Genomic DNA, 21,375 nt, shown 5'->3' with positions numbered 1-21,375 from the left:
GGAAATATATGACACTCTGCCGGTGAAAGGATCCCCCATGGGCATGACCTCCCGAATCGAAGCGGCAATTTCCTCGGCAGTTTCCGTGGGGCAGGGGCGGGGTGCGGTGCCGCCCCGGCTGGCCTCGGCGCTGGGATATGCGACCGCGCCCGGGGGCGCACGCATAAGGCCCACAATCCTGACATCCGTGGCGATGGCCTGCGGGGACGACAAGCCCGGGCTGACCGATGCCGCCGCCTCTGCGCTGGAGATGATCCATTGCGCGAGCCTCGTACATGACGATCTGCCCTGTTTCGATGACGCGGATGTGCGCCGGGGCAAGGCGTCGGTGCACAAGGCCTATTCCGAACCACTGGCCGTGCTGACCGGGGACAGCCTGATCGTGCTGGCCTTCGAGACGCTGGCGCGGCAGTCGGCGCATGCCCCGGACCGTGTGGCGCAGATGATCCTGACGCTCGCACAGCGTACCGGCATGCCGGGTGGCATCTGCGCAGGGCAGGGGTGGGAGAGCGAGGCGGAGATCGACCTCTCGGCCTACCATCAGGCCAAGACCGGGGCGTTGTTCATCGCGGCGACGCAGATGGGTGCGGTGGCCGCCGGTCAGGAAGCAGAGCCCTGGTTTGAATTGGGCGCGCGGATTGGCGAGGCGTTCCAGGTGGCGGATGACTTACGCGATGCGCTCTACGATGAAGAAACTCTGGGCAAACCCGCCGGTCAGGATGATCTGCACGGGCGTCCCAACGCGGTGTCGCTGCTGGGCGTGCAGGGCGCGATCTCGCGGCTGAAGGATATTCTGGGCGGGGCCATTGCCTCGATCCCCTCTTGTCCGGGAGAGGCGCAGCTGGCCGAGATGGTGCGCACCTATGCCGAGCGGCTGACGCCCGTCGCGCCCCATGTGACCGCCACGCGCAGCAATGTCTGACACCGCTGGCGACATGCCGGGCTGGCGTGGTGGCTGGCTGAACCGGCTGGTCGCACGCCCCGGCTTTCAAAGCTGGGCCAGTAAATTTCCCCTGACCCGCAGGCAGGCGCGCAAAGATGGCGCGCTGCTTTTCGATGTGGTGCAGGGGTTTGTGCAAAGCCAGGTGCTGATGGCGTTGGTGGAGCTCGATATTCTCAGACGTCTGCGCGCAGGGCCGCAAAGCGCTGATCTGCTGGGACGCGCGACAGACATTCCGGCGGATCGGATGCGGGTGCTGCTGCAGGCGGCCGCGGCGCTGGACCTGCTCAAGCGGGACCGCAAGGGGGCGTACCGGTTGGCGCGCAAGGGGGCGGCGCTGATGGGCGTGCCGGGGCTGGAGGCGATGATCCGTCATCACCGCGCCTTTTACGCCGACCTGGCCGATCCCGTTGCTTTGCTGCAGGGGCCAACGCAGACGGAGCTATCGGAATTCTGGCCCTACGTCTTTGGCGCGCGCGGCGACATTGATCCGGACGTAGCTGCGACATATTCCGACCTGATGGCGCAAAGCCAGCGGCTGGTGGCAGAGGACACGCTGCGCGCCGTTTCGCTGAAGAACACGCAGTGTTTGCTGGATGTGGGCGGCGGCACCGGCGCCTTTCTAGAGGTAGCCGGGCAACAGGCCATGGGGATGAAGATGATGCTCTTCGATCTGCCGCAGGTGGTATCGGCGGCGCGTGTGCGGCTCAATGCGGCGGGTATGGGGGACCGGGTGACCATCCACGCCGGGTCGTTTCGGGAGGATCCCTTGCCTCCGGGTGCAGATGCGCTTTCGTTGATCCGGGTGCTTTACGATCACTCTGATGACACCGTGCGCAAGCTGCTGGCGGCGACCTTCGCGGCGCTGCCGCCCGGTGGTCGTCTGATCATTTCCGAGCCGATGGGCGGGGGCACCTCCCCCGATCCGGCGGGGGACGTCTATTTCGCTTTCTATACGCTGGCTATGCAGACCGGGCGCGTGCGGTCGGCGGATGAGATATCCGACCTTTGTGCGACCGCAGGATTTGTGGACATGCGCAGCCCGAAACCGGCGCGGGCTTACGTCACGCGGGTGCTGACGGCGCGCAAACCGGGATAGTGTCCTGGGCGAACTGTCCAATTTAGTTGACACAATAAGATGTAAGATTAAACTGACAGTGACAGCATGAGCTGCGGGATGAGTCTTTGACAGAGATCAAAAGCGGTCACGCCAGCGAGGAGAGAGATTTGGAAACCACCGCCGTTCTCCTGAAAGGTCCACGCGATCTTGACGTAGATACCCTGACGCTCACACCGCCGGGGGCCGCGGATCTGGTGGTTGATATCCAGCACTCCGGTATTTCCACAGGAACGGAAAAGCTCTTCTGGACGGGGGATATGCCGCCCTTTCCGGGCATGGGTTACCCACTGGTGCCGGGCTATGAGGCCGTCGGCGAAGTGGTCGAGGCTGCCTCTGCAACCGGCTACCGCCCCGGCGATCATGTCTTCGTGCCGGGGGCGAATTGCTATGACGGGGCCTTCGGGCTGTTTGGCGGTGCCGCCTCCCGGATCGTAACCGCAGCAGATCGTGTAACGCGAATCGATGCAGGTCTTGGCGCGCAAGGGGCGCTGCTGGCGCTGGCGGCCACGGCACGGCACACGATGGCCGGATTGAACAAGTCCGTGCCCGACCTGATCGTGGGTCACGGTGTGCTGGGCCGCTTGCTGGCCCGCCTGACAATCGCCGCCGGGGCACCTGCGCCCACCGTCTGGGAGATTGACCCGGCACGGCGGGGCGGGGCCATGGGCTATGAGGTGATCGCACCCGCGGACGACACGCGCTGCGATTACATGTCCGTCTATGATGCCTCGGGCAGCATGGAGGTGCTGAACGATCTGGTGGCTGCTCTGGGTAAGGGCGGTGAGGTCGTGCTGGCAGGCTTTTACAAGGAGCCCATTCGTTTTGATTTCCCCCCGGCCTTCATGAAGGAGGCGCGGTTCCGCGTTGCCGCCGAATGGACACACGACGATCTGGCCGCCACCCGCGCGCTGGTGGAAAGCGGCACGCTGAGCCTGGATGGGCTGATCACCCATGAGACGGGTGCGGATCAGGCCCCGTCGGCCTACCGGCAGGCCTTCACCGATGCGGATTGCCTGAAGATGATTTTGAACTGGAAGGACGTGGCGTGAAAGACGGTATCGACACCAAGACCCCGGCTGCGGGCGACGTGCCAGACCTGAAGGATTTCGACAAGCGCCTGCGCGAGGAGGCGTCCGAGCCGACGCTGGAGGTGCCGCAAAGCGAACCCACCTCGAAAACGCAGATCATCGCAATCTATGGCAAAGGCGGGATTGGCAAATCCTTTACCCTCGCCAACCTCAGCCACATGATGGCGGAGCAGGGTAAGCGCGTGCTGTTGATCGGATGTGACCCGAAATCAGACACCACCTCTCTGCTCTTTGGCGGCAAGGCTTGCCCGACGATCATCGAAACCTCGACCGCCAAGAAGCTGGCAGGTGAAGAGGTGAAGATCGGCGACGTCTGTTTCAAACGCGGCGGCGTCTTTGCAATGGAACTCGGTGGCCCCGAGGTCGGGCGCGGCTGCGGCGGGCGCGGGATCATCCATGGGTTTGAGCTTCTGGAGAAGCTTGGTTTTCACGATTGGGATTTTGACTACGTGCTGCTGGATTTCCTTGGCGACGTGGTCTGCGGCGGCTTTGGCCTGCCGATCGCTCGGGATATGGCGCAGAAGGTGATCCTGGTTGCGTCGAACGATCTGCAATCGCTTTATGTCGCCAACAACGTCTGCTCGGCAGTGGAATACTTCCGCAAGCTGGGCGGTAATGTCGGTGTCGCGGGTCTCGTGATCAACAAGGACGATGGGACTGGGGAGGCCGCGGCCTTTGCCGAGGCCGTCGACATTCCGGTTCTCGCGGCCATTCCGCAGGACGATGACCTGCGCAAGAAGTCCGCGAACTACCAGATTGTCGGCACGCAGGCCTCGCAATGGGGAGACCTCTTTGCCCAGCTTGGCGAGAACGTGGCAGAGGCGCCGCCGGTGCGGCCTGTGCCGCTGGATCAGGATGGGTTGCTGGGTCTTTTCGATGCCTCCGAGACGGGGGGTGACATCGTGCTCGAACCTGCCTCTGACGCGGATATGCGCGGCAAGAACGCAGCCCCCAAACCGTCGCTGGAGGTGGTCTATGACGAGGCCTGAGCTTTTCACCCACAGCCAGCAGGCGGTTGAACGCAGCGCTTCCAAGAGCCGGCAGTCGCTCGCCATCCACGAGGCCAGTCGGGAAGTGATTGAGAAATCCATTTCCCTGATGGATGCGATGCGCCGTGAAGGGCGCGGTGACAAGGTCAAAGCAGAGTGAAACAGGAAGTCACATATGATGACGCTGCCGGGGTGGAGGTGATCAAGGGTCATCCCCATGGTGACGTGACGCGTGTGGCGGAGGCGGCGCCTGCCGATGGCGCAGGGTGCCATTCCGGTGCGGAGATGGCCGATGCCGCGCGCATGGCCGGACAGTCGGAATTGCTCGACAAGTTCAAGGCGGATTACCCGATGGGACCGCATGACAAGCCGCAGTCGATGTGCCCGGCGTTTGGATCGCTGCGTGTAGGTCTGCGGATGAAGCGGGTGGCGACGGTGCTTTCCGGTTCGGCCTGCTGCGTCTACGGGCTGACCTTTGTGTCGCATTTCTACGGCGCGCGGCGGTCGGTGGGCTATGTGCCCTTCAATTCCGAAACGCTGGTGACCGGCAAGCTCTTTGAAGACATTCGCGAGTCTGTGCATGAGCTGGCAGACCCGGATCGCTATGATGCGATTGTGGTGACGAACCTCTGCGTGCCGACGGCCAGCGGCGTGCCACTGCGGCTGTTGCCAAAGGAGATCAACGGCGTACGGATTGTTGGCATCGACGTGCCGGGTTTCGGCGTGCCAACCCATGCCGAGGCCAAGGATGTGCTGGCTGGTGCGATGCTGAGTTATGCTCGGGCCGAGGCCGAAGCAGGCCCGGTCGCGGCCCCGGTTGGCGGTAAGTCCACGCGCCCGACGGTGGCGCTTTTGGGCGAGATGTTTCCCGCTGATCCGATGATGATTGGTCAGATGCTGGCGCCGATGGGGCTGGCCGCCGGGCCGGTGTTGCCCTGCCGGGAGTGGCGCGAGCTTTATGCGGCGCTCGACTGTTCGGTCGTCGCGGCGATCCACCCGTTCTATGTGGATACGGTGCGGGCGTTCAAAGCCGCCGGGCGGCCCGTCGTCGGCTCCGCGCCGGTAGGGTATGATGGCACGGCCAGCTGGTTGCAGAGCATTGGCGAGACCCATGGTGTCTCTGCTGCTGATATCGCTGCTGCGCAAAACGCTGTGTTGCCCGCGATCCGGGGCGCGCTGGCTGCGACACCCATCAAGGGCACCATTACGCTCTCGGGCTATGAAGGGTCTGAGTTGCTGGTCGCACGCTTGCTGATCGAGAGCGGGGCGGAGGTGCCTTATGTGGGCACGGCCTGCGCCAAGTCACCCTGGTCGGCGGCGGACGCAGAGTGGCTGGCGGCGAAGGGGGTCACGGTCAAATACCGCGCGTCGCTGGAGGATGATTGTGCAGCGATGGAAGCGGTGCAGCCTGATCTGGCGATTGGGACCACGCCGGTGGTTCAGAAAGCCAAGGAGCTGGGCATTCCCGGTCTCTACTTCACCAACCTGATTTCCGCGCGACCTCTTATGGGTGTCGCGGGGGCCGGATCGCTGGCGGAAGTGATCAATGTGGCCATCGACAACAAGGATCGCATGGGCCGGATGAAGGCGTTTTTCGAAGATGTGGGCGCAGGCGATACTGCGGGTGTCTGGGAGGGTGTGCCGAACCTGCGGCCTGACTTCCGGGCGCAGCATCAGAAGAAGCTGGATAAGGCCGCAAGGGCGGCCAAAGCGGCGCAGATGATATGATGACGGTGCAAAATACATATTTTGCGCCGCGGGCGCGGCGGCGGGTTTCGCCAGAAACCTGGGTGCGCACCCCAATGGTGTATTGCGGAAAGGGGGCTCTGCCCCCTCGCTGCGCGCTCCCCCGGGATATTTTTGGCCAGAAGAAGCTGGGGGGTCTCTGCTGATGCTGGTGACGGATCATGATCGCGCGGGCGGATATTGGGGGGCGGTTTATGCTTTCTGCGCCGTGAAGGGACTGCAGGTCGTGATCGACGGGCCGGTGGGCTGTGAGAACCTGCCGGTGACCTCCGTGCTGCATTACACGGACGCGCTGCCGCCGCATGAGTTGCCGATTGTGGTGACGGGTCTGGGCGAAGGCGAGATGGGCGCGGGCACGGAAGAGAGCATGAAGCGGGCGTGGGATACGCTCGACCCGGCGTTGCCTGCGGTGGTGGTGACAGGGTCCATCGCCGAGATGATCGGTGGCGGTGTCACGCCGCAGGGCACCAATATTCAGAGGTTCCTGCCGCGCACCATTGATGAGGATCAGTGGGAGGCCGCGGACCGGGCGATGACCTGGATCTTCACCGAGTTCGGTATGACCAAGGGCCGGATGCCGCCGGAGAAGAAACGCGAAGAAGGCGCCAAGCCGCGCGTGAATATCCTCGGGCCGATGTATGGCACGTTTAACATGCCGTCGGATCTGGCTGAGATCCGCCGTCTCGTCGAGGGGATCGGCTGTGAGGTCAACATGGTGCTGCCTTTGGGTAGCCATGTGGCTGAAATGAGAGATTTGGTAAATGCGGATGTGAACATCTGCATGTACCGCGAGTTCGGGCGCGGGTTGAGCGAGCTTCTTGCCAAGCCGTATCTGCAAGCCCCGATAGGGGTCGAGAGTACGACCAAATTCCTGCGCGCACTGGGGAATTTGGTGGGCCTCGACCCCGAACCTTTTATCACGACCGAGAAGCATTCCACGATCAAGCCGGTCTGGGACCTCTGGCGGTCGGTCACGCAGGATTTCTTTGCCACGGCGAGTTTTGCCATCGTGGCGAATGAGACCTACGCACGTGGCGTCCGGCTGTTCCTTGAGGATGACATGGGGCTGCCCTGCGCCTTTGCAGTCGCGCGGGTGGCCGGGAAAAAGACCAACAACGAGGAAGTGCGCGCCCTGATGGGGCAGAAGCGACCCCTGATCGTCATGGGCTCGATCAACGAGAAGATGTATCTGGCCGAACTCAAGGGCGGTCATGGGCCAAGCCCCGCGTTCATCCCGGCGAGCTTTCCAGGGGCTGCAATCCGGCGTCACACGGGCACGCCGTTTATGGGCTATGCGGGGGCGACCTATCTCATTCAGGAAATCTGTAACGGGCTCTTTGATGCGCTCTTCCACATCCTGCCACTGGGCACGGAGATGGATGCCACAGATGCCACGCTGACACCGCTGCGCCGGGACTTCCCCTGGGATGCGGATGCGCAGGCGATGCTCGACCGGATCGTGGAGACACATCCGATACTCACACGAATTTCAGCTGCAAAAACCTTGCGCGACGCAGCAGAGGCGGCAGCACTTGCCGCTGGAGATGAACGGGTGGTGCTCGACACCATCCGTGCGCTGGACCCGGCTATGGCCGGCATGACCCGGGAGGATCAGACATGAGTGACATGACATCCGACATGTTGGAGGCGACGACAGACGCGCCACGCGAGACCCGACGCAAGACCGAGAAGACCGAATTTATGGTCTACTTTGCCATCATCTTCGTGGCGACGCTGCCGCTGGCGACCCTGACCTGGGCGCTCTCGGCGATCCGCAGCCGCAGCTTTACCGAGAAGGGCCCGATGGCCCGTGCCTGGAGCCAGGCACGGATCATCACGCCTATGATCTTTTCGGCCTGAACGACCTCGCGCCGCATTGGCTGGCAAGACCAGCGGCGCGACCCGACTGCTCGATTGTTGTGCGCTTGTCGAGTTCCAAGACTGTCCGCCTCTCAACAAGGTGAACAGACCCCCGAGGGGGAAACCCCCCAAAGGACCCGGCCGCGGGGTGCGCGGCGTCAGCATAACGTTCCGGAGGAATATTTATGGCTGATAATACCGACCTGTCCTTTACAGGTCTCACAGACGAACAGGCGCAGGAACTGCATTCCGTCTACATGAGCGGCCTCTGGCTGTTCTCGGCGGTAGCTGTGGTCGCACATCTCGCGACTTACATCTGGCGTCCCTGGTTCGGATAAGGAGAGATGGATATGGCAAAGTTCTACAAGATCTGGCTCATCTTCGACCCCCGCCGCGTTTTCGTGGCACAGGGCGTCTTTCTCTTCCTTTTGGCTGCGATGATCCACCTGGTGGTTCTCAGCAGCGGCCTGAACTGGTTCGAGGCGGCAGCTGCCGCAGGTGGTCAGTAAATCTTGGGCGCGCGGCAAGGCGTGCTTTTGATCAACTGATAACGAAAAGAATGCTGCGGGCGGCCTGAGTGTGCGCCTCTGCCCGCAGCGAACCAAGGACATAATAATCTGACGGCCTCCGCCTTGACCGAGGCGTGCCGCACACACGCGGAGAATGAAGATGGCGTTGCTCAGCTTCGAAAGAAAATATCGCGTCCGCGGAGGGACGCTGATCGGGGGCGATCTGTTCGACTTCTGGGTGGGGCCTTTTTACGTGGGCTTCTTCGGGGTTACGACGGTCTTCTTCGCTCTCTTGGGAACCATTCTGATTTTCTGGGGTGCCAGCCAGCAGGGAACCTTCAACCCCTGGCTGATCAACATCGCCCCGCCGGACCTGAGCTACGGGCTTGGCCTCGCGCCCCTGATGGAAGGCGGTCTGTGGCAGATCATCACCATCTGCGCGACGGGGGCCTTCATCTCCTGGGCGCTACGCGAGGTGGAGATCTGCCGCAAGCTTGGCATGGGCTATCACGTGCCCGTCGGCTTTGGCTTTGCGATCCTCGCTTATATGACGCTGGTCATCTTCCGCCCGCTGCTGATGGGGGCCTGGGGGCACGGATTTCCCTACGGCATCTTCAGCCACCTCGACTGGGTCAGCAACACCGGCTACGCCTATCTGCACTTCCACTACAACCCGGCGCATATGCTGGCGGTGACGCTCTTTTTCACCACCACGCTGGCGCTGGCGCTGCATGGCGGATTGATCCTGTCGGCGGCCAACCCCGAGAAGGGCGAAGAGGCCAAGACACCGGATCACGAGGATACGTTCTTTCGCGATTTCATCGGCTATTCCATCGGCACGCTGGGCATCCACCGGTTGGGCTACCTGCTGGCGATCAACGCGGTGTTCTTCTCAGCCGTCTGCATCATCATCTCCGGCCCGGTCTGGACGGCCGGTTGGCCGGAATGGTGGAACTGGTGGCTCGATCTGCCGATCTGGGGTGACCCCATCGCCGTGGGAGGGATGTGATCATGGCTTATCCTGAATATCAGAACATCTTCACGCAGGTGCAGGTCCAGGGCACGCCCGAATGGGGCATGGACGATGCCGGCAACAACATGATGGAAGAGCGGGTGGGCAAGCCCTTCTTCAGCACGCTTGCCGGGCTTTTCGGCAATGGCCAGATCGGTCCCTATTACTGGGGCTGGACCAGCATGGTGGCCTTTGGCACCGGGCTTGCGTGGTTCTTTATCGTGGGGTTCAACATGCTGGCGCAGGTCGGCTGGTCGATCCCGCAGTTCATCCGGCAGCTCTTCTGGCTGGCGCTGGAGCCGCCCTCGCCTGAATACGGGCTGACCATGCCGCCGCTGAACGATGGCGGCTGGTACATCATTGCCAGTTTCTTCTTGCTGGTCTCGGTGATGACATGGCTGCTCAGGGCCTATCTGCTGGCCGAACAACACAAGATGGGCAAGCACATCTTCTGGGGTTTTGCCGCTGCCGTGTGGCTGTTCCTGGTGCTGGGCCTCTTCCGTCCGATCCTGATGGGCTCGTGGAGCGAGGCCGTGCCCTACGGTATCTTCCCGCACCTTGACTGGACCACGGCGTTTTCGATCCGTTACGGCAACCTATACTACAACCCGTTCCACTGTCTGAGCATCGTCTTCCTCTACGGCTCTGTGCTGCTCTTCTGCATGCACGGCGGCACGATCCTTGCCGTTACCCGCTACGGCGGCGACCGCGAGCTGGAGCAGATCTATGACCGCGGGACGGCGACTGAACGCGCCGCGCTCTTCTGGCGCTGGACCATGGGCTTCAACGCCACGATGGAGGGTATCCACCGATGGGCGTGGTGGTTCGCAGTGCTGACCCCGATCACCGGCGGCATCGGCATCCTGCTGACCGGCACGGTGGTCGACAACTGGTTCATCTGGGCGCAGGAGCACAACTTCGCGCCAATGTATGACGGCTCCTACGGATACGCTGACTACGGCTCCTACGAAGCCTTTATCGGGAAGGAGAACTGATCATGCTGCCCAAGTGGTTCAACAAATGGAATCAGGATAACCCGACCAATATCTTCGGCCCGGCGATCCTGGTCGGCGTGGCCGGGGCTGCGGTGTTCATCGCTGCGATGGTGGTCAGCTGGGGCAATCCGGCGCAGACCTCCAGCCTGCAGACCGGGCCAAGGGGGACCGGCATGTCGGTGCCCGAATTCAACGTGGTGCGCATGGCAGCGGATCCGACCATCGAAGACTATTATACCGAAGCGCCCTATGTGCCCGAAGGCGGTGAGGATCTTGCCCGCGACATCTATGAAAACGTGCAGGTGCTGGGCGATCTGACGGAGGACAACTTCAACCGTGTGATGAACGCCATCACGCAGTGGGTGTCGCCCGAGCAGGGCTGCGCCTACTGCCATGGGGATGGTGATCTGGAGACCTATGGCGAAGACACGCTTTACACCAAGGTCGTGTCGCGCCGGATGATCCAGATGACGCAGGCGATCAACGAGGACTGGGACGCGCATGTAAATGCGGTCGCCGAGGTGGGCGTGAATTGCTACACCTGCCACCGCGGCGAAAACGTGCCGTCGGACATCTGGTTCAAGGTCTCGCCGGTGAACGCATCCGCGGCGGGCTGGTCGGCCAACCAGAACCAGGCCACATCGCTGAGCCAGTCCACGTCTCTGCCGTCTGACGCGCTTGAGAAATACCTGCTGGAGGGCGAAACCATTGCCGTGCATTCGCTGGAAAGCCGCGAAGCCGGGGTGGCAGGCGTGGATGGCTATGCCTCCATTCAGGATACCGAACGCACCTATTCGCTGATGAATTATTTCTCCAACAGCCTCGGTGTGAATTGCGTCTTCTGCCACAACAGCCGCGCGTTTTATGATGGTTCGCAGAACACGCCACAGTGGGGCACCGCCTCCCTCGGCATCCTGATGGTGCAGGAACTGAACACCGAATACCTCGTTCCGCTGCAGGATACATACCCGCCAGAGCGCCTTGGCCCAATCTTTGCCGATGCGCCGAAAGCGGCCTGTAAAACCTGCCACAAGGGCTATCAACGCCCGATGCAGGGGATGAACGTGATTGCAGACTGGCCCGAGCTCGCGACGACAGAGGCGCCGGTCTACGAATGAGCCATCGGGCAGCGTCTAGGCGCTGCCCCTGGCACAGCCGTGCACGGACCCTTGGCTTCCTGGGTCCGGGCAACGGGGTCCTTCGGCACCCCGGTTCCCTTCCTGTTGGCTACAGGAACCTGGCGTCGCAACCGGTTCAATCCGGATGCGACGCCTATCTTTTCCTGAAGGGCGGCAGCCCGGCTTTGGCAAGAGCCCGCCACCCGTCACAGAAACGGAGATGTGCGCCATGACCAAACCCGCAACCCCGATGTTAGACCGCGTCGCTGGCCCGTCGGACCTGCGCCAGATGCCGGACCGTGACCTGCGACAGCTGGCGGATGAATTGCGCGCCGAGGTGATCGATGCCGTCAGCCAGACGGGCGGGCATTTGGGCTCCTCTCTGGGTGTGGTGGAGTTGAGCGTGGCCCTCCATGCGGTTTTCGACACGCCGCGCGACAAGCTGATCTGGGATGTGGGGCACCAATGCTACCCGCACAAAATCCTCACTGGCAGGCGCGACCGCATGCACACGTTGCGGCAGGGCGGGGGGCTCAGCGGGTTCACCAAGCGCAGCGAGTCCGACTACGACCCCTTTGGCGCGGCCCATTCCAGCACGTCGATTTCCGCAGCCCTCGGGTTTACCATCGGGCGCGACATGGGGCAGCCGACAGGGGACGCGATTGCGGTTATCGGTGACGGCTCGATCAGCGCGGGTATGGCCTATGAGGCGCTGAACAACGCCGGTGCCGAAGGGCGCCGCCTTTTCGTTATCCTCAACGATAACGAAATGTCGATTGCGCCGCCCGTGGGGGCGATGTCGTCTTACCTGTCGTCTCTGTCGGACCTTACCCGCAAGGGGCCGTTCGGGGGTCTGGTCGCCGTGGCCGAAGGGATGGAGCAATTCGCGCCGAAGCCGGTGCGCGAGGGCGCGCGGCGGGCCCGTGAGATGGTGACCGGGCTGGAAAGCCGAGGTACGTTTTTTGAAGAGCTGGGCTTTGACTACATCGGCCCCATCAACGGGCATGACATGGGCCAATTGCTCAGCGTCTTGCGCGCCGCGAAGACGCGGGCAACCGGGCCGGTGCTGATCCATTGCTGTACGGTCAAGGGCAAGGGCTATGCGCCCGCCGAAGGTTCCGCTGACAAGTATCACGGGGTCAGCAAATTCGATGTAGGCACCGGAGTGCAATCCAAGGCCAAGGCCAATGCGCCTTCCTACACAGGCGTGTTTGGCGACGCGTTGACCGCCGCTGCAGCCCGCGACCCCAGCATTGTCGCGGTCACCGCCGCGATGCCAAGCGGGACCGGCGTGGACCGCATGGCAAAACGCTTCCCGGGCCGAGTGTTCGACGTGGGCATTGCCGAGCAGCATGGAGTCACCTTCGCCGCCGGGATGGCGGCGAGCGGTCTGAAACCTTTCTGCGCCATCTATTCGACGTTCCTGCAGCGCGGGTATGATCAGGTGGTGCATGACGTTGCGCTGCAGGGTCTGCCGGTGCGCTTTGCCATCGACCGTGCCGGGTTGGTCGGTGCCGATGGCGCGACCCATGCGGGGGCTTTTGACATTGGCTGTCTGGGCGCGCTGCCGGGCATGGTGGTGATGGCTGCCGCCGATGAAGCAGAGCTGGTGCATATGGTCACCACGGCTGCCGCGCATGACGCTGGCCCGATTGCCTTCCGTTATCCGCGGGGCAACGGGACGGGTGTCGCCTTGCCAGAAGTTGGCGAGGTTCTGGAGATCGGAAAGGGCCGCATGGTCCGCGAGGGGGAGGGCGACGTCGCCCTGTTGTCGCTGGGCACCCATCTGGGTGAGTGTGAAGCGGCTGCAACCCTGCTGGCGGCGGAAGGCATCAGCGTGACCATCGCAGACGCGCGCTTTGCCAAACCTCTGGACATGGAACTGATCGCGCGGCTGGCGCAATCGCACGGCGCGCTTGTCACGGTTGAGCAGGGGGCGAAAGGCGGATTTGGCGCCATGGTGCTGCAAGACATGGCAGCGCACGGTTTGCTCGATCACGGGTGCCGGGTGCGCACGCTGTGCTTGCCGGACCGGTTCATTGATCAGGCCGCCCCCGCAGAGATGTACCGCGACGCGGGCGTCGATGCCGAAGGGATTGTCGGAACGGTTCTGGCGGCGCTACAGAGGGATCGCAAGGTGGTGTCGTTGCAGCGCTGACGCCGATCAATAGCTGTCAGTGAAGCGTTTTATGGCGCGCGCCACTTGATCCGGCGCGTCCCAGTGGGGCGCATGCCCGCATCCCGACACAACCTCGGTCGGGATCCCGTTCAGCGCCTGCCGGGCGAGATCCAGAGGGATCAGCAAGTCTTTCTCTGCCAGAATTGCCTGCATCGGCACATCCGGGCGCGCCTGAAACAGTGCCGGGTCCGCCATTGCAACGGCTGTCAGCTGATGCGCCATGGCGTCCGCTGACTGCGCATGCGGATAGGCCAGCGACTGTGCGATGGCAGCGTCGATGGCGCCCGGTGTCTGGTAGAATTCCGGCGTGAAAATCCAGGGCAGGAACACGCGCAGCCAGGTATCCGGCGGTGCGTCTGATCTTCGGATTGCAACGAGGCTGCGGAACAGGTCCATGTTTCGGAAAAGGCTCAGCGGGGCCGAGGCGACCATTGTGCAGCTTTGCATCCGGTCCGGGGCCAGTGAGGCCATGGCCCAGGCGATGTAGCCACCCAGGGAATGGCCCACCACGTGGCATGTTTCGTGCCCAAGATGGGACAGCAGGGCCAGCGCATCCTCTGCCCAGATCTTCGGTGAGGCGGGGGCGTCCTGCGGGAAAGTTCTGCCGGTGGTGCGGTTGTCGGGGCAGATCAGGGTGAAATGATCTGACAGAAACGGGATCAGCGGTGCCCAGCTCGCGCTGTCCGAAAGCATGCCCGCGACCAGCATCAGGGGTGGGCCATTGCCGATGACCTCGTAGTGTAGCGTGACATCTGGCAGGCCCAGATCAGGCATTCAGCGTGCTCCAGCAGGGCAACAGGTCGCCGTCTTCCGGGGTCGCCTCATAGACGGCGCGGGCAATGGCGCGGGTCAGGCAGAGGGCTGCCGCATGGCCGATCAGCGTGACATCTCGCGCCGCATCGGTGTCGGGACGCGCGCCGGTTGAGAGCGCAAAGACCAGATCGCCATCCCCCGGCGAATGGGCAGGCACGCAGGCGCGGGCGATACCGTCGTGGGCTGCCACCGCCATGCGGTGGCACTGTGGTTTCGTCAGGGCGGCATCGGTGGCCACGATGGCGATGGTGGTGTTGCCGCGGTCAAAGAACGCCTCGTGTTTGCGGCTGGTCATGTCCCGTCCGAGGCCGGAGGCCGGATCGGGGCCAAGTCCGCCGAACTCGCCGTCGATCTCAAAGGGGGCCGCGTAGAAATGCCGATCACCTGGTGTTGTCACCGCGCCCAAGGGGTTTGCGGCGGCCAGCGCCCCGACGGTAGTGCCATCCGGCAGCGCCAGCGACGCCGATCCAAGACCGCCTTTCATCATGGCGGTCAAGGCGCCGGTCCCGGCGCCTGCAGTCCCCAGAGCAAAATCCGGACCTGCAGCGTCAAAGGCCGCTCGGCCCAGAGCAGAGTAGGGGTTTCGGGCCCAGTCCTTCTCCCCGCCGTTGAGCAGATCGAACAGGATCGCCCCGGGCACGATGGGCACGGTAGCATCGCCCACGCGGTAGCCGCGCCCTACGGCGCGCAACCCGTCGACCACACCCGAACAGGCATCGAGCCCGTAGGCGGAGCCGCCCGAAAGCACCAGTGCATCAATCTCGGACACGGATTTGTCTGGGGCCAGCAGATCGGTCTCGCGCGTGCCGGGGGCGCCGCCCATTACATGCACCGACGCCATGAAAGGCGCGCGTGCGGTGACAACCGTGCAGCCTGACTTGAGCTTGCTGTCCTCGGCGTTGCCGACCCTCAGCCCGCTGACGTCGGTGATAAGGTTGCGCGGGCCCGGGATCATGGGGTGCAGATCAGGAACACGCGCCGCGCGTGCCTGCCGATGTTGATTTGCATATTTGAAGAACGATGAAACACCCCGGGTCAGATGCGGGGCTTCGAGGTTGCTGTGGCCGGGTCGCCTGTGTTGGGCACGCCTTTGGGCTCGATCAGCAGCACCTTGCATTCTTTCGCCGCGCGGGGCCGGTGGGTCACGCCCCTGGGGACCACGAACAGCTCGCCTGCTTTCACCGGGTGGGTTGAATCCTCAAGGTCCATGGCCATCTCGCCCTCCAGCACCAGAAAGAAATCATCCGTGTCTTCATGCAGGTGGAACGGGAATTCGCCCTGAAATCGGACCACCATGACCTCGTTGTCATTGTAGTCGGCCACCACATGCGGGTCCCAGTGGTTGGTGAATTGCGCGAGCTTCTCGGCCAGGTTCACCGTCTTCATATGCAACGCCCTCCATCGACCTCCATGGCCACACCGGTGATCATAGAGGCCTCATCCGAGCACAGAAAGCAAGCCGCATTTCCCATGTCCTGTGGTGTTGAAAACCGGCCCAGCGGGATGGTGGCAAGGAACCTGGCGCGCATTTCCGGCGTGTCCTCTCCCATGAAGGATTTGAGCAGCGGTGTTTCCCCTGCCACGGGGTTCAGGGCGTTCACGCGGATGCCCGCGGGGGCCAGTTCCACGGCCATCGCCTTGGTGGCCGTGATCATCCAGCCCTTGGAGGCGTTGTACCAGTTCAGCCGCGGGCGCGGCGACACCCCGGCGGTGGAGGCGATGTTGAGGATCGCCCCGGCCTTGCGGGTTTTCATATGCGGGACAAAGGCGCGGGCGGTCAGATAGACCGATTTGGCATTCACCGCCAGCACCCGGTCGAAATCCTCCTCCGCCACCTCTTCCAGCGCGGTGGGCAGGTGGGTCACACCGGCGTTGTTGACCAGAATGTCGACATGCCCCCAGGCATCGAGTGCCGTTTGCGCCATGGCATTGACCGAGGTCCCGTCCGAGACGTCAACCGCACAGGCCAGCGCGTGATCGCCCATCTGGTCACATAAATCCTGTGCGCCATGCTGGTTGAGGTCTGCGATCATCACCCGCGCGCCTTCGGATGTGAACTTGCGCACGATACCCGCGCCAAAGCCCGAGGCGCCGCCTGTGATAATGGCCGTCTTTCCTGTCAGTCGCATCTTGTCCTCCCTAAAGATGGTACTTCAAAACCCACCGGTCGTGCCCGTCGCTTTCCGGCGTTGCCGGGGCATGACGATGCGGGACAAACCCCTCGCGCATCCAGAAATGCACCGCACGCGGGTTCGCCTCGAGAACCGAGAGTTTCAGCATTGTCATCTTGGCCCGGCGGGCATTTCGCTTGACCAACCTTAGCACAGCGCGCCCAATCCCGCGCCTGCGAAAGGCCGGATCCAGCAGCATCAGGCCGATCCACCAATCGTTGGGAAACTCGTATCCTTCGGCAATGCAGATCATGCCGGCCATGGCTTGTTCCTCCATCACTGCAAAGGTCATGAGGGCGTCTTGGCTGAGGCCCGGCGGTACGGCAGTGAAAAACCCGTCGATGAAATCCATGTTCGGGGCGTGGCCGACCTCCAAGGTCACGTAGTCAGCGGCGCGTTGTGCCAGATCAAGCGCGTCTTCGGCATCGTCGGATCTGGTGATCGGGCGCAGGACAATATCAGACATGCGCAGGCGCAGTCTGTCGGTTTCTTTTGCGTGCAGAGCGTTTTCGATCAGCCATGCGTGGCGTCTTCATGCGCACTCCTCAGGTCCGGCAGCTGAGGCGCTGCCGCAATGAGCTTTCTGGTGTAAGGATGTTGAGGCTTGGTAAAGACGGATTCGGTCGGGCCCTCTTCGACGATCTCTCCGGCCTGCATCACCATGACGCGATCCGTGACGGACCGGACTACACTAAGGTCATGGGAGACAAAAAGATAGGTCAGCCCATGGGTGCGGCATAGCTCTGCCAGCAGATCGAGGATCTGCGCCCGGACGGAGACATCGAGGGCCGACACCGCCTCGTCAAAAAGGATGAGATCAGGTTTGATGATCAGCGCGCGGGCGATGGCGATGCGTTGGCGCTGGCCGCCCGAGAATTCGTGAATGTAGCGTGTGGCATCTTCGGGATGCAGGCCGACGGCGGTCAAGGCTTCGGCGATGGCATCCTGCCGCGCGACACCCTTGGGCGGGTCCGTCAGCAGGTGGAAGGGTTCAGTGATCAGCCGGGCGACCCGGTGACGCGGGTTGAAACTGCCAAAGGGGTCCTGAAAGACCACCTGCATGCGGCGCCGCACGTCGAGATTGGGCTTTCCTTGCGTGGTGACCGGGGCACCGCCCAGCGTGATCTGTCCCCGCTGCGGCTCTTCAAGGCCCAGGAGGGCGCGGGTCAGGGTGGACTTGCCGCAGCCACTTTCGCCCACCAGCCCCAGCCGTTCGCCCCGCATCAGCGTAAAACTGACGCCTTTCACGGCATCGAATTGGCCGGGCGCGGCAAAGAGCTGGCGACGGGGCAGGCGGTAGCTGCGGTGCACGTCCTGCACCTCCAGCAACGGCGCGGGGTCCGGGGGCTCCGGCAAATCGACCTGGTGGCCCGAGGCTTCGAACAGCATGCGCGTGTAGGGATGCCGCATGTTGTGCAGCAAGTCCTGCGTCGGGCCGGTTTCGACCACCTCGCCGTGGCGCATGACGGCGATGCGGTCGGCCATACCGGCCACCACGGCCAGATCATGGGTGATCATGATCAGCCCCATGCCGAAATCCTGCACCAGCCCCTTCAGCAGTTCGAGGATTTGCGCCTGGGTGGTGACATCCAGCGCCGTGGTTGGCTCATCCGCGATCAGCAGTTTGGGCCGCAGCGCAATCGCCATGGCAATCACGACCCGCTGGCGCTGTCCGCCCGACAGCTCATGTGGATACCGGCTGAGCGGGAAGCGGTTTGGCGGCAGCCCCACCCGGGTGAGGACCTCGCGGGCCCGCGTCTCTGCTTGCGCCGCTGTTGTGTCCGTATGCAGGCGGATGGTCTCCGCCACCTGCCGCCCGATGGTATGCACCGGGTTCAGCGCGGTCATCGGTTCCTGAAAGATCATGCCGATCTCATTGCCGCGCAGGGCGCACATCTGCGGTTCGGGCAGGGCGGTGAGGGTGGTCTGCTCCAACATGATGGTGCCCGTTGCCTGCGTCTCGCGGGGCAGCAGTTGCATCACCGCGAGCGCGGTCATGGATTTGCCGGAACCGCTCTCGCCGGTGATGGCGAGGATTTCGCCGGGGGCGACGGACAGGCTCACATCTTTCAGGATGGGGATACCCGCGATGCTCAAGGACAGCTGGTCGATCCGTAGAAGGCTCATGTGCGCAGCCTCTGCAACCGGGGGTCCAGCGCGTCGCGCAAACCGTCGCCCAGCAGGTTCAGCCCCATGACAATGCCGATGATGACAACGCCGGGCACAATCGCGATATGCGGCGCGAGGGTGACCAGCGTCTGGGCGTCGGCCAGCATCCGTCCCAGCGAGGGGGTGGGGGGCTGCACGCCAAGGCCCACGAAGCTCAGCGCGGCCTCGACCTGAATGCCCAGGGCGAACTGGATGGTGCCCTGTACGATCAGCAGGTTCAGCACATTGGGCAGGATGTGCTCGACCGAGATATGCGCGCGGGTCTTGCCCGCAACACGGGCGGCGAGGATGAATTCACGCTCCCACAATGGCAGCGCGCCGCCACGGGTGACACGGGCGAAGACGGGGATATTGAAGATGCCGAAGGCGACGATGGCGTTGGTGGCCGAGGGCCCGAAGACGGCTGTGATCAGGATCGCCATGACCAGCAGCGGGAAGGCAAAGACGATGTCATTGCCGCGCATGATCGTCTCGTCCAGCCAGCTGCCCTTGTGCATGGCGGCGGCCAGTCCAAGCGGGACGCCGAAGGTGAGGCCGATGGCCAGTGCCAGCAGCGCCACGCCAAGGGAGGTGCGCGCGCCGACCATGATCATACTGAGGATATCGCGGCCCAGATGGTCCGTGCCCAACAGATGCGCGCCTCCGGGTGGTTGCAGTTTGCCGGGGATGTTGAGCGTCGTGTGGTCGTGCGGGGTCCAGAGGAACGACAGCAGCGCCAGCCCGATGAAGAGGGCAGAGAGGGCCGCACCGATGATCAACGTGCGGCTCATGTGTGCGCCCTAAGGCGCGGATCGACGGCGGCATAGGCGAGGTCAACGAGGAAGTTGATCACGATGACGCCGAAGACGACCAGCATGACGACGCTTTCGACAACGATCAGATCGCGGGCCGAGATCGACTGGAAGATGAGCCGTCCGAGGCCAGGCAGGTAGAAGACCTGTTCGATGATGATGGTGCCTGCAAAGAGGAAGGAGAATTGCAGCCCGATGATTGTCAGCACCGGGATCATGGCGTTCCTGAGCCCGTGCCGCCAGAGGGTCTGGCGCGCGGTCAGGCCCTTGGCGCGGGCGGTGCGCATGAAATCCTCGCCCAGCACGTCGAGAAGGGCCGAGCGCATGACGCGGGTGAGGATCGCGGCCTGCGGCAGGGCGAGGGCCACGGCGGGCAGGGTGAGGGAGGTGAGACCGGCCAGCAGCCCCTTGTCCCAGCCCGCGAACCCGCCTGCGGGGAACCAGCGCAGGTTGATGGCGAAGACCAGCACCAGCATCATTGCGAACCAGAAATTGGGCAGGGCGACGCCGAATTGCGTCGCGCCCATGACGCCCAGATCGCCTGCCTGTCCCCGCCGGGACGCGGCGAAGATGCCCGCGGGGAAGGCGATCAGGATCGACAGGATGAGCGCATAGAGCGCCAGCGGGAGCGAGACAGCGATGCGGTCGGCGACCATCTCGGAGACCGGCGTGCGGTAGGTGTAGGAGGTGCCGAAATCGCCCGTCAGCATGCCGCCCACCCAGTTGAGGTAGCGTTGGAGCTTGGGCACGTCGAGGCCCAGTTCGGCGCGCAGGGCGGCGAGGGTTTCGGGCTGGGCATTGAGGCCCAGCATGAAGGAGGCGGGATCGCCGGGGGCCACTTCGATCACGGTAAAGATGATCAGCGACGCCACCGCGAGGCTGAGGACAAGCGAGGCCAGACGTTTGAGCACATAGCGCAGCATTGCGGGTGAGGTTAGGGGCAGGCCCGGCCCCGGTCCAGAGGGGTTGTTGGCGGGCCGCTGCGTGTTAGGTCTGAGGCCATGGAGGCTCCCCGGTTCATAGGGGCGGAGATTTTCCGCCATTCCAGCTATGGCCGCTGGCACCCGCTGCGGGTGCCACGGGTGAGTACCGTGATGGACCTGAGCCGCGCGCTGGGGTGGTTGCCAAAGGACCAGTTCATCACGGCGCCGCGCGCCAAGCCCAAAGCGTTGGAGGTCTGGCATACGCCCGATTATGTCGCGGCTTTACAACGGGTTGAGGCTGAACAGAAGGCAACGGCTGAGGACACGGCGCGGCATGATCTAGGCTCGGTCACCAACCCGGTCTACCCCGAGATTTACCGGCGTCCGGCGACTGCGGCGGGGGGCTCCTTGCTGGCGGGCGAGCTGCTGCGCGAAGGTGGTGTCATTTACAACCCGCCCGGTGGCACGCACCACGGGATGCCGGATCGCGCCAACGGGTTCTGCTATCTGAATGACCCCGTGCTGGCGATGTTGTCGCTGCGGCGAAACGGGGTGCGGCGGATCGCTTACGTGGACATCGACGCGCATCACTGTGACGGGGTGGCCGTGGGCTTTCATGGCGATCCCGACTGCCTGATGATCTCGGTGCATGAGGAGCGGCTCTGGCCGCGCACGGGGCTTCTGGAAGATGACGCAGGTGGCGCGGCGGTGAACCTGCCGGTGCCGCGCGGGCTGAATGACAGCGAGATGGGGTTCATCCGCGAGGCGCTGATCGTGCCGCAGGTCGAGGCGTTCCGACCGGATGCGATTGTCCTGCTCTGCGGGGCGGATGGGGTGGAGGAGGATCCGCTGGCGCATCTGTCGCTATCCAACAACGCGCATTGGGCCGTGGTCTCGGCGCTGATGGGCATGGCGCCGCGCCTGCTTGTACTGGGCGGGGGTGGGTATAACC

General features: G+C 63.5%; 23 protein-coding genes. 15 read left to right on the top strand and 8 right to left on the bottom strand.

The features are described from left to right. Window positions 1–37: 37 nt before the first annotated feature. The 14 genes from Q1A07_RS19960 (at window position 38) to dxs (ending at window position 13,535) form a co-directional block, all read left to right on the top strand. On the top strand, window positions 38–922 hold the full coding sequence (locus Q1A07_RS19960; protein WP_299783898.1) for a polyprenyl synthetase family protein: 885 nt from the start codon (window positions 38–40) through the stop codon (window positions 920–922). Further along, window positions 915–2,039 carry a methyltransferase gene (locus Q1A07_RS19955; RefSeq protein WP_299783895.1) on the top strand — a complete coding sequence of 375 codons (1,125 nt, stop codon included), beginning with the start codon at window positions 915–917 and terminating at the stop codon, window positions 2,037–2,039. The genes Q1A07_RS19960 and Q1A07_RS19955 overlap by 8 nt, the downstream gene beginning before the upstream one ends. A gap of 128 nt (window positions 2,040–2,167) precedes the next feature. Then, window positions 2,168–3,109, top strand: a complete 942-nt coding sequence (bchC, locus tag Q1A07_RS19950) for a chlorophyll synthesis pathway protein BchC (protein ID WP_299783893.1) — start codon at window positions 2,168–2,170, stop codon at window positions 3,107–3,109. Next, window positions 3,106–4,137 carry a chlorophyllide a reductase iron protein subunit X gene (locus Q1A07_RS19945; RefSeq protein WP_299783890.1) on the top strand — a complete coding sequence of 344 codons (1,032 nt, stop codon included), beginning with the start codon at window positions 3,106–3,108 and terminating at the stop codon, window positions 4,135–4,137. The genes bchC and Q1A07_RS19945 overlap by 4 nt, the downstream gene beginning before the upstream one ends. After that, window positions 4,124–4,297 carry a hypothetical protein gene (locus tag Q1A07_RS19940; protein ID WP_299783888.1) on the top strand — a complete coding sequence of 58 codons (174 nt, stop codon included), beginning with the start codon at window positions 4,124–4,126 and terminating at the stop codon, window positions 4,295–4,297. The genes Q1A07_RS19945 and Q1A07_RS19940 overlap by 14 nt, the downstream gene beginning before the upstream one ends. After that, the gene (gene bchY, locus Q1A07_RS19935; protein WP_299783886.1) at window positions 4,294–5,865 is read left to right on the top strand and encodes a chlorophyllide a reductase subunit Y; all 1,572 of its coding nucleotides are present in this window, start codon (window positions 4,294–4,296) and stop codon (window positions 5,863–5,865) included. Before Q1A07_RS19940 ends, bchY begins: the two co-directional genes overlap by 4 nt. A gap of 163 nt (window positions 5,866–6,028) precedes the next feature. Beyond that, entirely contained in the window at window positions 6,029–7,504 is a 1,476-nt protein-coding gene (gene bchZ / locus Q1A07_RS19930) for a chlorophyllide a reductase subunit Z (protein ID WP_299783884.1), read from the top strand. Next, a complete protein-coding gene (gene pufQ / locus Q1A07_RS19925; protein ID WP_366944120.1) occupies window positions 7,501–7,743 on the top strand; it encodes a cytochrome PufQ in 243 nt (80 codons plus the stop codon). Before bchZ ends, pufQ begins: the two co-directional genes overlap by 4 nt. A gap of 185 nt (window positions 7,744–7,928) precedes the next feature. After that, window positions 7,929–8,081, top strand: coding sequence for a light-harvesting antenna LH1, beta subunit (gene pufB / locus Q1A07_RS19920; RefSeq protein ID WP_195822146.1), 153 nt, complete (start codon window positions 7,929–7,931; stop codon window positions 8,079–8,081). A 12-nt stretch (window positions 8,082–8,093) separates the two neighbouring features. After that, a complete protein-coding gene (gene pufA, locus Q1A07_RS19915; RefSeq protein WP_013984575.1) occupies window positions 8,094–8,252 on the top strand; it encodes a light-harvesting antenna LH1, alpha subunit in 159 nt (52 codons plus the stop codon). A gap of 160 nt (window positions 8,253–8,412) precedes the next feature. Beyond that, entirely contained in the window at window positions 8,413–9,261 is an 849-nt protein-coding gene (pufL, locus tag Q1A07_RS19910) for a photosynthetic reaction center subunit L (RefSeq protein ID WP_299783882.1), read from the top strand. 2 nt (window positions 9,262–9,263) lie between these two features. Then, entirely contained in the window at window positions 9,264–10,259 is a 996-nt protein-coding gene (gene pufM / locus Q1A07_RS19905) for a photosynthetic reaction center subunit M (RefSeq protein ID WP_299783880.1), read from the top strand. 2 nt (window positions 10,260–10,261) lie between these two features. Beyond that, the gene (gene pufC / locus Q1A07_RS19900; protein ID WP_299783878.1) at window positions 10,262–11,377 is read left to right on the top strand and encodes a photosynthetic reaction center cytochrome PufC; all 1,116 of its coding nucleotides are present in this window, start codon (window positions 10,262–10,264) and stop codon (window positions 11,375–11,377) included. Between the two features lie 229 nt (window positions 11,378–11,606). Beyond that, complete coding sequence (dxs, locus tag Q1A07_RS19895; protein ID WP_299783876.1) at window positions 11,607–13,535, top strand: 1-deoxy-D-xylulose-5-phosphate synthase; 1,929 nt, start codon at window positions 11,607–11,609, stop codon at window positions 13,533–13,535. 6 nt (window positions 13,536–13,541) lie between these two features. Here dxs and Q1A07_RS19890 read toward each other — a convergent pair whose 3' ends face one another. From Q1A07_RS19890 to Q1A07_RS19855, 8 genes are all read right to left on the bottom strand, one after another. Then, window positions 13,542–14,330: an alpha/beta fold hydrolase gene (locus tag Q1A07_RS19890; RefSeq protein WP_299783874.1), complete on the bottom strand. Its 789-nt coding sequence runs from the start codon at window positions 14,328–14,330 to the stop codon at window positions 13,542–13,544. Further along, complete coding sequence (locus Q1A07_RS19885; protein ID WP_299783872.1) at window positions 14,323–15,324, bottom strand: P1 family peptidase; 1,002 nt, start codon at window positions 15,322–15,324, stop codon at window positions 14,323–14,325. The genes Q1A07_RS19890 and Q1A07_RS19885 overlap by 8 nt, the downstream gene beginning before the upstream one ends. Window positions 15,325–15,404: 80 nt before the next feature. Continuing rightward, a complete protein-coding gene (locus tag Q1A07_RS19880) occupies window positions 15,405–15,755 on the bottom strand; it encodes a cupin domain-containing protein (protein WP_299783870.1) in 351 nt (116 codons plus the stop codon). Then, complete coding sequence (locus Q1A07_RS19875) at window positions 15,752–16,498, bottom strand: SDR family oxidoreductase (protein ID WP_299783868.1); 747 nt, start codon at window positions 16,496–16,498, stop codon at window positions 15,752–15,754. The genes Q1A07_RS19880 and Q1A07_RS19875 overlap by 4 nt, the downstream gene beginning before the upstream one ends. Before the next feature lie 10 nt (window positions 16,499–16,508). Beyond that, window positions 16,509–17,006 (bottom strand): GNAT family N-acetyltransferase, encoded by a 498-nt coding sequence (locus Q1A07_RS19870; protein ID WP_299783866.1) that lies wholly within the window; start codon window positions 17,004–17,006, stop codon window positions 16,509–16,511. A gap of 47 nt (window positions 17,007–17,053) precedes the next feature. Continuing rightward, the gene (locus Q1A07_RS19865; protein ID WP_299783864.1) at window positions 17,054–18,667 is read right to left on the bottom strand and encodes a dipeptide ABC transporter ATP-binding protein; all 1,614 of its coding nucleotides are present in this window, start codon (window positions 18,665–18,667) and stop codon (window positions 17,054–17,056) included. Continuing rightward, window positions 18,664–19,479 carry an ABC transporter permease gene (locus tag Q1A07_RS19860; RefSeq protein ID WP_299783862.1) on the bottom strand — a complete coding sequence of 272 codons (816 nt, stop codon included), beginning with the start codon at window positions 19,477–19,479 and terminating at the stop codon, window positions 18,664–18,666. Before Q1A07_RS19860 ends, Q1A07_RS19865 begins: the two co-directional genes overlap by 4 nt. Further along, a complete protein-coding gene (locus Q1A07_RS19855) occupies window positions 19,476–20,423 on the bottom strand; it encodes an ABC transporter permease (protein ID WP_299783860.1) in 948 nt (315 codons plus the stop codon). The genes Q1A07_RS19860 and Q1A07_RS19855 overlap by 4 nt, the downstream gene beginning before the upstream one ends. Before the next feature lie 78 nt (window positions 20,424–20,501). Between Q1A07_RS19855 and Q1A07_RS19850 the strand changes: the two genes are divergently transcribed. Then, window positions 20,502–21,375: acetoin utilization protein AcuC (locus tag Q1A07_RS19850; RefSeq protein ID WP_299783858.1), on the top strand; the 874-nt coding region annotated here is incomplete at its 3' end.

It is taken from the genome of uncultured Roseobacter sp. (assembly GCF_947492555.1).
In the GTDB taxonomy this organism is placed as follows: Bacteria; Pseudomonadota; Alphaproteobacteria; order Rhodobacterales; family Rhodobacteraceae; genus Roseobacter.
The sequence above is the reverse complement of the archived record's forward strand: the minus strand, read 5'-3'. Positions and strand labels throughout refer to the sequence as shown.